Source organism: Dactylosporangium sp. CA-092794, from assembly GCF_050948465.1.
In the GTDB taxonomy this organism is placed as follows: Bacteria; Actinomycetota; Actinomycetes; order Mycobacteriales; family Micromonosporaceae; genus Dactylosporangium.
In genome coordinates, this window is sequence record NZ_CP192044.1 from 8,593,319 (window position 1) to 8,608,727 (window position 15,409).

Annotated in this window: 12 protein-coding genes; 4 read left to right on the forward strand and 8 right to left on the reverse strand. The window is 71.7% G+C overall.

Annotated elements, in window-relative coordinates; all coding sequences use genetic code 11:
* The first annotated feature begins 98 nt into the window (after nucleotides 1-98).
* Together ACQPXD_RS36930 and ACQPXD_RS36935 are read left to right on the forward strand one after the other, a co-directional pair.
* Complete coding sequence (locus ACQPXD_RS36930) at nucleotides 99-1,652, forward strand: ABC transporter substrate-binding protein (RefSeq protein WP_432826328.1); 1,554 nt, start codon at nucleotides 99-101, stop codon at nucleotides 1,650-1,652.
* A gap of 73 nt (nucleotides 1,653-1,725) precedes the next feature.
* A complete protein-coding gene (locus ACQPXD_RS36935; RefSeq protein ID WP_432826330.1) occupies nucleotides 1,726-3,303 on the forward strand; it encodes an amidase family protein in 1,578 nt (525 codons plus the stop codon).
* Between the two features lie 25 nt (nucleotides 3,304-3,328).
* Here the strand turns inward: ACQPXD_RS36935 and ACQPXD_RS36940 are convergent, their stop codons facing one another.
* The 7 genes from ACQPXD_RS36940 to ACQPXD_RS36970 all read right to left on the reverse strand — a co-directional run bounded on the left by ACQPXD_RS36940 (nucleotide 3,329) and on the right by ACQPXD_RS36970 (nucleotide 12,880).
* Nucleotides 3,329-5,050, reverse strand: coding sequence for a glycosyltransferase family 2 protein (locus tag ACQPXD_RS36940; protein WP_432826332.1), 1,722 nt, complete (start codon nucleotides 5,048-5,050; stop codon nucleotides 3,329-3,331).
* Nucleotides 5,047-6,606 (reverse strand): glycosyltransferase family 39 protein, encoded by a 1,560-nt coding sequence (locus ACQPXD_RS36945; RefSeq protein WP_432826334.1) that lies wholly within the window; start codon nucleotides 6,604-6,606, stop codon nucleotides 5,047-5,049. The genes ACQPXD_RS36940 and ACQPXD_RS36945 overlap by 4 nt, the downstream gene beginning before the upstream one ends.
* On the reverse strand, nucleotides 6,603-7,994 hold the full coding sequence (locus tag ACQPXD_RS36950; protein ID WP_432826336.1) for a glycosyltransferase family 4 protein: 1,392 nt from the start codon (nucleotides 7,992-7,994) through the stop codon (nucleotides 6,603-6,605). The genes ACQPXD_RS36945 and ACQPXD_RS36950 overlap by 4 nt, the downstream gene beginning before the upstream one ends.
* 37 nt (nucleotides 7,995-8,031) lie before the next feature.
* Nucleotides 8,032-8,904: a glycosyltransferase gene (locus ACQPXD_RS36955; protein ID WP_432826338.1), complete on the reverse strand. Its 873-nt coding sequence runs from the start codon at nucleotides 8,902-8,904 to the stop codon at nucleotides 8,032-8,034.
* 234 nt (nucleotides 8,905-9,138) lie between these two features.
* On the reverse strand, nucleotides 9,139-10,524 hold the full coding sequence (locus ACQPXD_RS36960; RefSeq protein ID WP_432826340.1) for a carbohydrate-binding domain-containing protein: 1,386 nt from the start codon (nucleotides 10,522-10,524) through the stop codon (nucleotides 9,139-9,141).
* Complete coding sequence (locus ACQPXD_RS36965; RefSeq protein WP_432844088.1) at nucleotides 10,521-12,005, reverse strand: oligosaccharide flippase family protein; 1,485 nt, start codon at nucleotides 12,003-12,005, stop codon at nucleotides 10,521-10,523. Before ACQPXD_RS36965 ends, ACQPXD_RS36960 begins: the two co-directional genes overlap by 4 nt.
* A gap of 233 nt (nucleotides 12,006-12,238) precedes the next feature.
* A complete protein-coding gene (locus ACQPXD_RS36970) occupies nucleotides 12,239-12,880 on the reverse strand; it encodes a TetR/AcrR family transcriptional regulator (RefSeq protein WP_432826342.1) in 642 nt (213 codons plus the stop codon).
* Nucleotides 12,881-13,000: 120 nt separating this feature from the next.
* Between ACQPXD_RS36970 and ACQPXD_RS36975 the strand changes: the two genes are divergently transcribed.
* A complete protein-coding gene (locus ACQPXD_RS36975) occupies nucleotides 13,001-13,759 on the forward strand; it encodes an SDR family NAD(P)-dependent oxidoreductase (protein ID WP_432826344.1) in 759 nt (252 codons plus the stop codon).
* A gap of 51 nt (nucleotides 13,760-13,810) precedes the next feature.
* On the opposite strand, the gene ACQPXD_RS36980 is transcribed toward ACQPXD_RS36975, so the two are convergent.
* Nucleotides 13,811-14,167 carry an ArsR/SmtB family transcription factor gene (locus tag ACQPXD_RS36980; RefSeq protein WP_432826346.1) on the reverse strand — a complete coding sequence of 119 codons (357 nt, stop codon included), beginning with the start codon at nucleotides 14,165-14,167 and terminating at the stop codon, nucleotides 13,811-13,813.
* Nucleotides 14,168-14,220: 53 nt separating this feature from the next.
* Here ACQPXD_RS36980 and ACQPXD_RS36985 point away from each other — a divergent pair, with 53 nt between their 5' ends.
* Nucleotides 14,221-15,252 carry a cation diffusion facilitator family transporter gene (locus tag ACQPXD_RS36985; RefSeq protein WP_432826348.1) on the forward strand — a complete coding sequence of 344 codons (1,032 nt, stop codon included), beginning with the start codon at nucleotides 14,221-14,223 and terminating at the stop codon, nucleotides 15,250-15,252.
* Nucleotides 15,253-15,409 lie beyond the last annotated feature (157 nt).

Here is a 15,409-nt window from a genome sequence, read left to right on the forward strand (position 1 = left end):
TACCCAAGAAATCGCATCCACACCACCCCCAGCCCGGACCGACCAAGAGAGGTCCCATGAAAAAACGATTTACACGAGCCTTGGCGGCGAGTGTAGCCGTGGCGTTACTGACCTCGGCGTGCTCCGGCGCGACCGAGGACACCAGCACCACCAAGGGCTCCGGCGGGACCCTCACCGTCGGCATGACCCTGACCGACCTGCCCAACCTCGACACCTCCTACGCCTTCAGCGTCGGCGGCGAGAGCATGCGCTGGGCCGGCCTGTCCCTGTACGAGGGCCTGACCGCGTTCGACCTGACCAGCACGGACAAGATTCCCGGCGTCATCGGCGGGCTGGCGGAGTCCTGGACGGCCAGTGCCGACGCCACGTCGTACACGTTCAAGCTGCGCAGCGGCGTGAAGTTCACCGACGGCACGCCGTGGAACGCCGACGCCGCGGTCTTCAACATCGACCGGTACGTCAACAAGAGCGCCCCGCAGTACTCCGCGGGCGCGGCCGGCGTCGCCGGGCTCTTCCTCGGCGGCGTCGGTTCGGTCAAGAAGGTCGACGAGATGACCATCGAGATCGATACCCCGAACCACCAGCCCCGCGCGTTCCTGCTCCAGGACCTGGCCCTGCTGCCGATGGGCAGCCCGACCGCGATCAAGGCGGAAGGGGCCGGCTTCTCGGACAAGCCCGTGGGCACCGGCCCGTTCATGTTCGAGTCGCGGGTGAAGGGGCAGAGCATCACCCTCAAGCGCAACCCGGACTACTGGAAGGGCGCCGCGAAGCTCGACAAGCTGGTGCTGCGCTTCATCCCCGACCAGACCGCCCGCACCGCGGCCCTGCGCAGCGGCGAGGTCAACTTCATCGAGACCACCGCGCCGGACGACATACCCGACCTCAAGGCCCAGGGCTTCACCGTGAGCCAGAACGCGTACTCCAACGTCTGGCGGGGCGTGTTCGACACCACCAAGGCGCCGTGGAACGACGTGCGGGTCCGCCAGGCGGCGAACCTCGCCGTCGACCGGGAGGCGCTGGCCACGAAGGTCATGTCCGGCACGGCGACCGCCGCCTACCAGGTCGCCTCGGCCGCCGACCCGGGCTTCGACGCGGCCATCGGCGAGCAGTACAAGTACAACCCCGACAAGGCCAAGCAGCTGCTCGCCGAGGCCGGCTACGCCAACGGTGTCAAGGCCACCATGTCCTATCCCTCGTCCGGCTCGGGCAGCATGGACGGCAACTCCATCGCCCAGTACATCCAGTCCGACCTGGCCAAGGTCGGCATCACCCTGGACCTGGTACCGATGGAGTTCGCCACCCTCTCGGCCGAGCAGAACTCCGGCAAGATGCCCGGCGGCGCCTCGGTCGCGGCCTGGTCGGGGACCTTCGTCCTGCCGTCACTGTGGGCGGTCGTCACCAGCACGTCCAAGCTCAACGTCGGCAAGTACAGCAATCCCAAGGCGGACGACCTGTTCACCCAGGCGCAGGCCCAGGCCGACCAGGCCAAGCAGACCGAGCTGTTCCGGCAGCTCAACATGCAGGTCACCACCGACGCCGCCTGGCTGCCGGTGCTCACCGACGAGAACCCGCGGGCCATGTCCGCCTCGGTGCACGACTTCGTCAACCCCAAGTCGTGGTTCCTGGACCTGCGTACCACCTGGGTCTCCTGACCATTGGCCCGATCACGGGTGGGGTGCGGCCCGCCGCACCCCACCCCGCTCCGCCGTCATGTGAGGAACGACAATGCTGACACCCGATCCCGATGAACTCGCCGCGACCGCCGCCCGGCTGGGCATCCCGCTCACCCGCGAGGAACTCGCCGTCCTGCACGACCGCCTCGGGCCGGAGCTGGAGACCGCCGAGCGGCTGATGAACCTGCGGCTGCCCGCGGCCCGCCTGCCGCTGCGGTTCCCGGCCCGGGAGCCCGGGCACGCGCCCACACCCGAGGAGGATCCCGGCCAGGCGTGGGTGTGGCGCTGCGAGATCGGCGGCGGCGAGGGATCGCTCGCCGGGCTGCGCTTCGGCGTCAAGGACCACGTCGCCGTCGCCGGGCTGCCGATGACATTCGCCGCGTACGCGATGAGCGGGCTCGTCGCGGACCTCGACGCGACCGTGGTGACCCGGATGCTCGACGCCGGCGCCCGGCTGGTCGGCAAGCTCAACATGGACAACTACTCCAGCGCCGCGACCGGCCTCGGCGGATTCGGCGACGGGCTGCGGGTGCACAACCCGCATCGGCGCGACCACATCGCCGGCGGCTCCTCGTCCGGCGCGGCCGCGGCCGTGGCCGCCGGGGACTGCGACATCGCCCTCGCCGGCGACCAGGCCGGTTCGATCCGGGTGCCCGCCGCCTGGTGCGGCATTCTCGGGCTCAAGCCGACGTTCGGGCTGGTGCCGCACACCGGCGTGGTGAGCGCGTCCGAGCCGACCATCGACCACATCGGCCCGCTGACCCGCACCGTCGCGCCGATGGCCGCCGCGATGGCGGTCCTCGCCGGGCCGGACGGCCACGACTCCCGGCAGGCCGAGGCCGGCGCGCACCTGCCCGGCTTCACCCTGCCGGACCGGCCCGGCATCGCCGGGCTGCGCATCGGGCTGCTGGCCGAGGGCTTCGCCGAACCGATCGACCCCGAGGTACTGGCCTGCATCGACGCCGCCGTCGCCACGCTGAGCGAGCTCGGCGCCGCGGTGAGCCGGGTGTCGGTCCCGCTGCACGACGTCGTGCCGGACGCCTACTCGGCGCTGACCGTGGAGGGCGCCCGGTTCCTCTGGGACACCAACTGGGTCGGCGCCTTCACCAGGGACTACCTGCCCGAGCGCATCAGCGCCGCGCTGGGCCGGATGCGCGACGCCGACCTCGCCTACCTGCCGCCCAACATGAAGCTCAACTACCTCGTCGCCGAGTACCGCCGCCACCGCTTCAAGGGCGCCGTCTACGCCCGGGCCCAGAACCTCCGGCCGGCCTTCACCGCCGCCTACGACGACGCGCTCGAGTCGGTGGACGTCCTGCTCATGCCCACCGCACCGATGACGGCGCCGCCCTTCGAACCGGCCACCTCCACGCTGGACGCGCTGGATCGCACCCTGTTCGGCGGCAAGACCGGCACGCAACTGGTCGGCATCGGACGCAACACGCTGCCGTTCAACTACACCGGCCACCCCGCGCTGTCCGTCCCGTGCGGAACGACCCGGACGGGGCGGATGCCGGTGGGGTTCCAGATCGTCGGCCGGCACTTCGCCGACGACCTGCTGCTGCGGGTCGCCGCCGCGTACGAGCACCGGGTCGGCGCCGTAGAACCGGTCCGGCCGGCATCCCGCTGAGTCCACCGGCACCCGCGCGGGTGGATCATGCGCTGACGTTCGTCTCGCTCGCATTCGGCGTACCGTCGCCGCCGCGCGGGACCGCGCCGTCCGCCGGGATGCGGGGCTTGGCGATCCCGTCGGCGGCGCGGCCGGACGGCAGCGGCTGGGCGGGCGCGGTCGAGGCATCGGCGAGCACCGGCGGCGCGGCGGGAACGCCGGGACGCTCGGCCGCCGGTTCGGCGGCGACGACCCTGCGGCGCAGCACGCGCAGCGCGGGCGCGGCGCCCCGCAGCAGGATGGCGGAGTGTACGGCCGCGAAGGCAACGGCGTTGAGGACTCCCGGCGTGGGATCGTGCAGCAGCCCCCACCCGGACACGGCGACGAGCACGCCGGCGGCGACGAGCGACGGCGCGACGGCGGCGGGCTGCCACCCCACGTCGCCGCGCTTGGGCGTCACGACGAACCGCGCCGGTCGCCGCAGCAGCGCCCGGACCGTGCACAGGACCCCTATCCAGAAGCTGGTCGCGGCCAGCGCGAAGGCCGTGAACGTGTACGTGCCGAACCCGGCCACCGCGACGCTGACGATGGAGAGCAGGAAGTACGGCGCGAAGTGGAGGAGGAAGTCGGCCGCGCTCGCCGACGCCACCGGCTGCCAGCCGAAGGCGATCCGCGCCAGCGGCATCAGCATGTACACCAGGAGGGTCCAGCCGTAGAGGAAGTACGAGGCGGACAGCAGGTACTGCAGCCGCAGCCGCAGCGGCAGCCGGGAGCGCAGCACGAGCGGAATCGCCGAGATGCATCCGCGGGACCAGCGCAGCTGCTGGCTCACGTAGGACGGCATGTCCTCCGGTCCCAGTCCCTGAGCCAGCACCTCCGGGACGTACACCGACTTCCAGCCGTCCGCGTGCAGCCGCACGGAGAGCTCGAAGTCCTCGGTGACGGTGTCCTCGGGAAAACCGCCGGCCCGCTCCAGCGCGGCGCGGCGGAAGACGATGTTGGTGCCGCAGCAGAACATCGCGTCGAGTCCGGCCTTGCCGTTGGCGATGCTGCCGAAGAACAGGGCCTGCTGCGACCAGGCGGCCCGCGCCACCTCGTTGTCGTCCGCGTTGGCGTAGTACTGCGGTGACTGCACGAACGCGACGTCACGCCGGCGGAAATGCCCGACGGTGGCCTCGAGGAAGCGCGGGCCGGGCACGTGGTCGCAGTCGAGGACCGCCACCAGCGGCGAGCTCGTGCGGGTCAGGGCGTCGTTGATGTTGCCGGCCTTGGCGCCCCGGTTGGACCAGCGCCGCAGGTACCTCGCCCCGTGCCGTTTCGCGAGGGCCTGCATGTCGGGGTTGTTGCCGTCGTCGAGGATCGCCACATGCGCCCGCGCGCCTTTGAGCCGGACCGCGGCCGCCACCACGGGCTCGACGACCTCCACGGGTTCGTTGTAGACGGGGATCAGCACGTCCACGTCCACGTTCGCGGTCCGGCCCACCCTGGGCCGCGGCCCCGCCCGGTTGTGCGCACAGGTCCACCAGAACCCGAGCGCCTGCACGAGGTTGAACGTCTCGGCCAGCACCAGCACCCAGTACAGGACGGGATGGCCCACCCGGCCGGGCTGCAGCAACCATCCGAAGTACCAGACGGATGCGGCCAGGCTCACCATGATGAGCAGCCGGTACGCCATCGCCTCACGCCGGCTGGCCTGTCTGGGCTGCCATCGGGGCGCGGCGGTTCTCGGGTCGGCTCGCCGGTCGGCTCTGTTCTCGGTCGTGGTCATCGCAGAATCCAGATCGTGACGTTCTCCAGGTGCTCCAGCCGCTGCACCGTCCGCCCTTCGGCGGCCAGCTGGGCCAGCGCCTGGCCCACGAGGCTCGCGTTGTCCGGGTTGTCGAGATAGCTGGCCATGAGGAACGTCCGGCCACCGTGCTGTTCCGGCAGTGGGACGCCGCCGCTGACCGGCACGGCGGTGACGGCCGGGTGGTAGTAGCGGACCAGCACCTCGAGGTAGGCGGGGGCGAACAGGATCAGGTCGCCGGTCCTGGCCTCCTGGTTCACCAGGCGGAAGGCGCCGTTGTAGTCGTAGAGCCGCGGGTTGGACGGGTTGAGTTGCTGGTCCCCGAGGCCGGCCACCATGCTCAGCGCGACCGCGGCGACCACCGTCGCCCTCGCGGTCGCGTTGCGAAGCCATCCGGTCGCGGCGCGGGCGGTGAGGATGAGCAGCGGCGGCAGCACCGAGATGAAGTACCGGATCTCGAAGAAGGTCCGCTGCTTCGAGCCGAGCAGGTACGCCAGCGCGAAGGGAACGACGACGAGCGACACCAGCAGGGCCGTGGAGCGGGAACGCCCCCTGCCCAGCAGGAGCAGCACGACGAGCAGGCCGATCGGCCACAGCGCGACCAACTGCTCCATCGCGGCGTCGGAGTGGTACCCCCACGTCGCCCAGACCAGGTTGGCGAGGGCTACGTAGAAGGAGACGAAGCGGTGACCGTCGCCGCCGGAAGCCGCGCCGCCGGCGGGCCCGGTCGAGCCCGAGTTGACGAAGGCTCCGACCTGTTCCGCCGCGTACGGGACCAGCGGCAGCAGCAGCGCGAGCGTGACCACGGTCGCCGACAGCCAGCCGACGAGCAGCCTCCGGCCCCCCGGTTCCCGCTTGAGCCGGCGGTGGATCACGATGGCGGCGAACGCCGCGTGCTGCGTGCACAGCTGGAGCAGCGAGAAGTAGTGCGTGTAGACGAGGCCGGCCGATGCGACCGCGAACAGGCCCCAGTCCAGCCATCCCCCGCGCCGGATCGCCCGCGCCTGCCCGAGCACGGCCAGGAGCGACCAGAAGATGTAGAACGCATACATCCGCGCTTCCGCGGAGTACCAGACGGCGATGGGCGAGACCGCGGCGAACAGTGCCGCCGCGACGCCCGCGCGCCGGTCGTAGAGCTCGCGGGCGACCAGGTACATCAAGGGAATGGTGAGGATGCCGGCGATCAGCGAAGGGACGCGCACGGCGAGCGGGCCGTCGCCCAGCAGGCGCATGTCCAGCCAGAGCACGCTGCCCCACAGCGGTGGATGGACGTCGGTCGAGCTCAGGTCGTGCAGCATCGCGAGGTACGGCAGGCGCGCCTGCTGAATGCTGATCGCCTCGTCGAGCCAGACGCTGCGCAGCGGGACCAAGCGCAGTAGCGCTCCGACCGCGACGATGACGGCCAGCGCCACCGCCAGGCGCGGTGATCGAGGTTCGTCCGCGCGCCCGGCGCCGACCGGCTCCGCCGCCTGCTCGAGCCGCTGAGCGGAGGATTCGTGCGCGATCGCCGTCAGTTCTCGGGTCGTGGCGTTGCTCACGCGTACTCCAGCAGGTCGTGCGGCCGGCCGACCCGGACGCTGACGCGGACGTGGTCGCCCGGCCGCACCCCGGCGCGTTGCAGCAGGGTGAGCACGTCGATCTCGTCGGCGCCGTGGATGAGTCCGACGATCTTGTCGCCGCGCACCGACCAGGTGTCGGTGCGCCGGCTCCGCATCCGCAGCTCGTCGGCGCTGGGCAGTGCCGCGCCGGTCAGCTCGACGACCGTGACGACATCGCCCGCCGAGCGGTGGTCGGGCCCGCGCAGTGCCAGCCGGGTGGCTTCGGCCTCCAGTACCAGCCGGATCCGGCGGGCGGTCCGGTCCCACGTGAACCGCGCGGACCACGCCTGGGCCCGCGCTGCCCAGGCCTTCGCCTCCGACACGTCGCTGAGGCGCTCGATCAGGGCGACGATCGCGTCGGCGAGCTGCGACTCGTCATCGACCAGCACGCCGGTCCGGCCGTCGCGGACCGCGTCCTGGACCCCGGGCACCCGCAACGCCACGGCCGGCACCCCCAGCGCGGCCGCCTCCAGGATGCTCAGCCCCCATCCTTCGCCGGCGGACGCGCTGACGGTGATCCACGCCGTGCCCAGGATCGCCGATCGCTGGGCGTCGGTGACGCGTCCATGGACCAGGACGGAATCGTCAAGTCCGAGCCGCTTGATGTGCGCGCGAACGCTGTCCAACTCGGGGCCGTCGCCGACCAGGGACAGCTCGAGGTCGGTCAACACCGTCCTGGCCTTGGCGACGGCTTCGAGCAGGAGGTCCATGCGCTTGTGCGGCACGAGGCGGCTGACGCAGACGATGCGCGGCCGGGCCGCGCGCCGTCCGACGTCCGGCCCGTCGGGGCCGTCCATCCCGCACGGGACGACGAAGACGTCTCCCGTGAGGCGGAGTTCCCGGCGAATCGCGTCCCGCGAGGAGGGCGAGACGGTCACGATCGCGCGGCGGCCGTAGACGTATCCCGTGGCGTTCTTCTCCAGCCACCGGCCGATCCACCGCATCGGCCAGCCGAAGTACTCGGCGAACTGCCGCCGGTGGACGTGATGGATCAGCAGCACCACCGGGACCCGCCACCCCACGGCGAGCGGGGAGAAGAACGGAATCCCATTCTGCGAATCGACGACGCCGTCGACATGCTTGCGGTTGCGCCACAGCCACACCAGCACCGCCAGGTAAACCGTGAACGTCCCGCCCATGCGGATGATGCGATAGCCGTTTCGCTCTTCGACGGCGGCCCGGCCAGGTATTCGGGCCGTCAGATAGGTGACCGCCGCCCCCTGCCGGACCAGGTGTTGCGCTATTTGTTCGCAGTAAAGTTCGGCTCCGCCGGCGCGTGCGTGGCTCCTGTCCCGCCAATTGAGCACAGCGATGTGCTGAACGGTCACCGCGTTCCCCCGTAATGTCGAATGCAGCAGCTGCGCGTCATGTGCGGACGAGTACCGGCTCGCGCTCGCGGATCTGGCCGATGATTCCGGGCCGCAGCGCCAGCGGGTCGCCTGCGGCCGCGCCGAGCAGACGCAGACTGATCAGTTCCAGATACGCACGGGAACCGTCCTTGACCAGGCGCAAGGTCGAGCCACCGTGCTCCGTCCAGTCGACCGGCAACTCGGTGATCGGAATGTTCGACCGATGCGCGAGTGCGAGCAGTTCGAGGTCGAACGCGAAGCCCGACAGGCGCGATTGCGTGAAGAGTTGCCGGGCGAGTGCCGCTTCGAAGAACTTGAAGCCGCATTGCGTGTCGGACAGGTCGCCGACCATGCCCCGGCTCAGCGACCGGAATCCGAGGCTGCCGAGGCGCCGGATCAGGGGCTGGCGGACGAGGAGCCGGCCGCCGCTGCAGTAGCGGGATCCGACGACGATGCGGTGACCGGTGAAGAGGAGCTCGGCGGCGCGCGGGATCAGCTCGGCCGGCGTCGAGGAGTCCGCGTCGCAGAATCCGACCCACCGGGCTCGCGAGGTCAGGATCCCGCGCCGCACGGCGGCCCCCTTGCCCCGCCGGGAGCAACCGATCACGCGGACGGGCAGGACGACGCGGGCGCGGTCGGCGACGTCCGCGGTGCGATCCGTGCAGCCGTTGTCGACGACCACGATGCCGCCGCTGCAGGGCAGCCGGGCGATCTCGCGGGCCACGTCCTGCAGCGTCGTGCTGATGCGGTCCTCTTCGTTGTACGCCGGGATGATCACCTCGAGATCCACGGCGGGCCGGGCGACGTCGGAAATGAGCGGTCCGCTGACGCCACCGGCCGCATGAGCAGGTTCAGAATTGTCCGGATTCCGTCGGTCCTGCAGGTACAAATTCACAAGCCTCACCTATGTGTACCGAAAAGAGTTGTACGCATGATTGGTGCAGCCGCGACCAACCGGGAGAGAAACAAGATCCTTGAATGCCGGCCGCCTGTGCGGCCTCGCCCACGGGCGGTCAACACGCCGGGCAGTAGCTTTGTCCCGAGCGTAGCAGCCGCTATATCGGGCGGCGGAAGAACCCCGAAGAATTCATTTCATAGTCCATGTGCAGGAATGCCGTGGCACTCAGTCGGGAAGGCCGGCCGTCGGAATGTGCGGCGACGGTGGAAGCGCCGCCGAGTAGCTGCCGATTAGACTTGTCGATGCCTGCCGGACCAGGCCGGGGTCATCGATGTAATGATCCATCATGAAATTCCACGCAAATAGCCCTTCGTTCGTCAGCTCGGCCATCGAAGTATCGGTGAACATCGCCTTGCTGAACTTGTCGAACGCCTGCACCTGGCACGCGGGGTCGCCCCACAGCTTGAAATGGGAGATCATGACCGGTTTGCCGTAGGCTCCCAGCTGCCGCACGGAACTGCGGATCTGGGCGACCAGCGCGTTCTGCCCGTCCTGCTCGTTGTCGCAGGCGTGCATCTGCTGCACCGCGGTGAAGTCGCTCGCGGCGATCGCGTCGGACCACGGCGCCAGGTCGCGGTCGCCCTCGCCGCCCCACTCGTAGCCGCCGAAGCCGAGCGCGACCCGCGCGTCGGCGTATTCGGCGTGGATGGCCGCGGCCGCCCTGAGGTACGCCGTCTTCAGGCGCCCGGGGTACTCCGGGTCGGATGAGTAGGTCTCCCACTCGGTGAAGAGGACGACGTAGAGCGGTCCGTAGTGCGGCCCGCTGCCTTTCAACGCCGAGGTGACCGCCGTGATGTCGCGTTGGAACTGTTCACTCACCGCATAGTCCGGATGGTCCGCGAGCCACACCACCAGCTCGACCGCCTTGCCCGAGCCGTACAGGTCGGAGATCGTCGGCGGCTGGGCGTAGCCGCTGATCCACTCCAGGTCATCGGGACCGTTGAACCAGGTGGTGACCATGTTGACGCCGGCGTCGCGGTAGAGCGGGGCCTCGACGGCGTCGCTGATCCCGGGACCCAGCCCCCAGAGCACCCGGGACGGCGACTGCGGCACCGCGCCCTGGCTCGCCGCGGCGAAGACGGCGCGATCGATGTGGAGGTTGCGATCGCACGCCTCGGTGACGAGGTCGTTCGCGAAGCTCAGGGTCAGCGTGTGCGCACCGGCTCCCCAGGATCCGGCGACGGGGTAGTCCGTCCAGGACGACGCATGCACCTGGACCGTCTCGACCACCCGGCCGTCCACCTGCACCCGCATGACCGGAGCCCCCGAGCACTGGTCTCCACGGGCGCGCACGACGAGCCGGGTCGCCGCGGGCGCGGTGAGTTGCGTGCTCGCGGTCGCGGCCGTCCACATCTGCAGGGCCGATCCGCCGGAGGCGGCAGGATCGCGGTAGGTGCCGGCCGCCCCGGACGTCACCCGCATCGACTCCGCCTCGAGATCCACGGCGGTGGGCCGGGCCCGCGAGCCGTGCATGAACAGGCCGTAGCCCAGCACCATGACCGCGACGCACGCCCACGCGACCCACTGCAACACCACGGCCCGCCGGCTCATGCCCGGGCCGCCCGTCGCTTCGGTCGCAGCCGCCGCAGGAATGTCCTGATGCGCGTCACATCCTCGTCCCGCAACAGCCGGACCCGCACGGCGGTGACCGCATAGAGGGCGAGGCCGACCGCGATCACCGCCAAGGCGGGCAGTTCCGGCACGACGTCGGCCGCGGGGAGCAGCGCGGCCAGTGGCACCAGGGCCAGCGGGTAGCGCATGGCAATGCTCCGGCTCGGCCAGGGCGCGCCGTACCGGCTGATGAACAGGTGGCCGAGCAGCGCCGCCCCGGCCCAGCTCCCCGCGGCGAAGGCGGCGGCGGCCCCCGTCGTTCCCCACCGGGGCACGGCGACGACGAGGGCGACCACCTCGACCAGCAGCGCGATCGGGAGCCGCCGGGCCAGCGGCGCCGTGAGACCACGCGCGTACAGCGTCTTGAGCAGCATGTCGGCGGTCAGCAGTCCAAGGCTGCCGACGGCGAGGAGGCGCAGGATGCCGGCGCCCCGCTCGTACGGCGCGGGGAAGAACAACGCCAGCGCGGTCTCGGGGGTGACCAGCAGGATCAACTGCAGGGGCACCAGCGCGAGCGGCACCCATCGATAGGCGGCCAGGAACCAGGATCGCACCGCGGCCGCGGTCTCCGCCCTCGCGATGAAGGGAAACACGGCGCTGCCGAGGGCCTCGGCCACGAAGTAGGGCGCTCGCGCGAGGACCGCCGCCGCCTGGTAGACCGCCACGTCGACCGCGCTCACGCCGTGCCCCTGGCCGAGGAGGCTCAGCGCGATGACATCGGTCGTCAGGATCAGGCTGACCGCGGAGGTGGCGACGGTCATCGGGAGTGCCCGGGTGGTGGTGGCGCGCCAGGCCATCGGGCCGCGCCCGGGCAGCCGGTCCCGCAGGGCCCAGGCACCGACGGCCGTCGCCGTCACGGCGCCGCCCAGGAAGCCGGCGGCCACTCCGCCGACCCGCAGCTGCACCAGGCTCACGAGCATCACGCTCAGCGCGACCTTGACACCGATGTCCGCCGTCTGCAGGAAGCTCAGGCCGTCGAAGCGCCGCTCTCCGTTCAACGCCCCCTGCAAGATCGTGCTCGCCGACGTCATGACGATGGTCGCCGCCATCAGCGCGACCGCCGCGCCGGACGCGCCGGGCACCACGCCGCGGGTGAGCTGAGCGCCGACGAAGGCCAGTGTGAGCACGACGCCGACGCCGACGTTGCCGACCAGGGCGGCCCGGTACACCGCGTCGACATCGGCCCGGGCGTCCGCCCGCGCGATGACGCCCGCGAGCGCCCAGGGGTAACCGGCCGACAGCAGCGCCGAGCAGAGAAACAGCAGGTTCTGCAGCACGCTGATGGAGCCGAACTGCGACGGCGTCAGCATCCAGGCCAGGACGACGCCGAGGCTGTAGTTGAGCACGGAGCCGACGCCGAACCGCAGCACGAGAACAACGCCGCCGGCCGCGGCCGAGCGTTGCCGGGAAAGACTAAGCACGCTGCTCAAGCACCTCGTTGCGGTTCGGATGATCGGGTCTCGCCTGGTGGCCGTGCCCGGTGGCGCGGGGGGCGCCCCCGTGCGGCGGACCGCCACCTGCCCGACGCCCACATGACGCAAACCTCCACGCGGAGGTGAGAATCCGGCGAACCGCGACCCACCCGTCGAACAGGCGGCGTCCTGCCGCCCGGACCCGGTCCGGCGGCGGTGCGGGCCCTGCCGGCGCCGCCGGGTCAGTGGCCGGCGCGGAGGAGCCGGAGCGCGCGGTCGACCCGGATGGCGGGGTCGATCAGGGGCAGCCCGCGGAGCGCTCCGGCCAGGAGCTGGATGCCCGCCTCGACGAGGGCCGGCACGGTGAACGGCTGTCCCGCCCGCAGCCAGTCGGCGGTGAGCCGGTCGATGCCGTCGCCGAAGGCCCGCATCGCCATCGTGACGGCGGGGTCGTCCGGGTCCAGCCCGAGCAGCGCGCCGATGTCGCGGCTGCCCTCCCGGCGCGCGGCCTCGAACTCCGCGGCGGCCTCGGGCGGGCCGGCGTGCGACAGGATCAGGTTCAGCGCCAGGTCCGGGTGGGCGGCCAGGTAGGCGAAGTGGCCTTCCCAGTAACGGCGGAGGCGGACCGGGGGCGGCAGGTCGGGCCCGGTGGCCGGCAGGGTGCCGAGGTTGCGGCGGGCCTCGTGCAGCGCGGCCACGTAGGCGCCGTGCTTGTTCGTGAAGTGATGGGCGAGCAGCCCCTGGGACACGCCGGCGTCGCGGGCGATGTCGCCGACGGTCACCTCCGTGTAGGGGCGGCGGGAGAACTGCTCGATCGCCGCGGCCAGCAGTCGCCGGCGGGTCTGCTCGGCGGCCGCCTGTCGCCGGGTGAGCGGTGCGGTCATCCGTGCAGTCTCGCACACGTCGTTGAACGCCGTTCAGTGATAGCAATCTCATTGAACGCCATTCAATGAGAGTCGTACCGTCCGAGCAGGAACACCAACCACGCACGAAGGAGGCACGAGATGGCAGGGAACCTGGCCGGGCGCACGGCGATCGTCACCGGCGGGGCGCAGGGCATCGGCGCGGGATCGGCGCGGGCGCTGCACGCCGCGGGCGCGTCCGTGGTGATCGCGGACGTGCGGGAGGCCGAGGGCGAGCAGGTCGCCGCCGAGCTGGGCGACCGGGCGCGGTTCGCGCCGCTGGACGTCCGCGACGCGGCGGCCTGGGCGCGGGTCGTGGCCGGCGCGGAGGACGCCTACGGGCGGGTCGACGTGCTGGTGAACAGCGCCGGCATCGCTCCCGTGGCGCCGTTCGCCGAGTACGGCGAGGACGCGTTCCGGCGCGCGCTCGACGTGAACGTGACGGGGCTGTTCCTGGGCATCACCGCCGTGGTCCCGGCCCTGCGGCGGGCCGGCGGCGGCTCGATCATCAACATCGGCTCGGCCGGCGGGTTCCGCGCGTACCCGCTGATGACCGGCTACATCACGAGCAAGTGGGCGGTTCGCGGGCTGACCAAGGTGACCGCGCTGGAACTCGGCGTGGACGGCATCCGGGTCAACGCCGTCCACCCGGGGCAGACCGACACGCCGATGACCGCGGGCGCCAACTTCGGCACCGCCCACGTGGCCCTCAAGCGCGTCGGTCTGCCGTCCGACATCGCCGGCGCCGTGCTGTTCCTCGCCGGCGACGACTCCCGGTTCATCACCGGCGCCGACCTCGTGGTGGACGGCGGCGACCTCGCCGGGTCGGCGGACTGGGCCTCCGTGCCCGACCGGAACTGACGCCGTGTGCGGCGTGAGCCGGCGGCCGGATCGACGGCGACCGCGGACGGGTCAGTCGTGCTCCGGGGCGCCGGTCAGGTGATGATCCGCGGCGTACAGCGCCTCGAGGACCAGCCGCCGCACGTGACCGCCGCGGGCGCGGTACAGCACCCGCCGCCCGTCCCGGCGCGTGCTGACCAGCCCGGCGAGCAACAGCTTGCCCAGATGCTGCGACACCGCCGGACGGGCGGCGCCGACCGCGGCCGTCAGCGTGGTGACGTCGTGCTCGCCGTCGCGCAGTTCCCACAGCAGCCGCAGCCGCGTCGGGTCGGCCAGCATGCGCAGGGCGGTGACCGCCGCGTCGACCTGCGCGCCCGACGGTGGCTGTTGCCCGTCACTGGCACCTGCAGCGTTGTCGCGTGCGTACATGAGCACATATCATGCCAGGGTCAACCGCCAACCGCCACCAGCGGGGAGACCCCATGGACCAGCAGCATGAGCACCACCACGGCCACCCCCACGGTGGCGCCGGGCACCACCGGCGGGGGCTGCGGCACCGGCTCGAGCACCTGCTGACGCCGCACTCGCACGACGCCGTCGACAAGGTCGACCCGGCCATGGAGTCCTCGCGCGAGGGCATGCGGGCGCTGTGGGTCTCACTGCTGGGCCTCGGGGCGACGGCGGCACTGCAGGTCGTCATCGTCATGGTGTCCGGTTCGGTGGCGCTGCTGGGCGACACGCTGCACAACTTCGCCGACGCCCTGACCGCGCTGCCGCTCGGCGTGGCGTTCGTGCTGGGCCGGCGGGCCGCGACCCGCCGCTACACCTACGGCTTCGGCCGCGCGGAGGACCTCGCCGGCATCGTCATCGTGGCGACCATCGCCGCGTCGGCGGTCCTGGCCGCCTACGCCGCCGTGGACCGGCTCATCCATCCGGCCCGCGTCAGCCACCTGGGCTGGGTCGCCGCCGCCGCGCTCATCGGGTGCATCGGCAACGAGGGCGTCGCCCGCTACCGGATCAGCGTCGGGCGGCGCATCGGCTCGGCCGCGCTCGTCGCCGACGGCCTGCACGCCCGCACCGACGGGTTCACCTCGCTCGCCGTGCTGGCCGGCGCGGGCGGCGTCGCGCTCGGGTGGCCCGTCGCCGACCCGGTCGTCGGGCTGCTCATCACCGTGGCCATCCTGTTCGTGCTCAAGGACGCCGCCCGCGAGGTGTACCGGCGGCTCATGGACGCCGTCGACCCGAACCTCGTCGGCACGGCCGAGGGCGCGCTGCGGGGCACGCCGGGCGTGCTCGGCGTCGCCGCCCTGCGGATGCGCTGGATCGGCCACCGGCTGCACGCCGAGACCGACATCCTCGTCCCGCACACCCTCACCGTCGTCGAGGCGCACGCGATCGCCGTGGAGGCCGAACACCGGCTGCTGCACGCCGTTCCCCGCCTCACGGCGGCGACGATCCACACCGATCCCGACTCGACGGAGATCCACGACCTGGTCGCCCACCACCACCGGTAAGCGTCCGGCCGGACCTGGGCGGAAGCGGGCTAGCGGCCCGAGTCCGCGCGCTGCGTCGTTGGCGACCGGGGCAAAGAGGATCTGCCGCTGAGCGTCACCGTCCGGCTCAATACCAGGAGGGCTTGTCGCCGTCGGTGCCCGGCTTGTTCACGCCGAG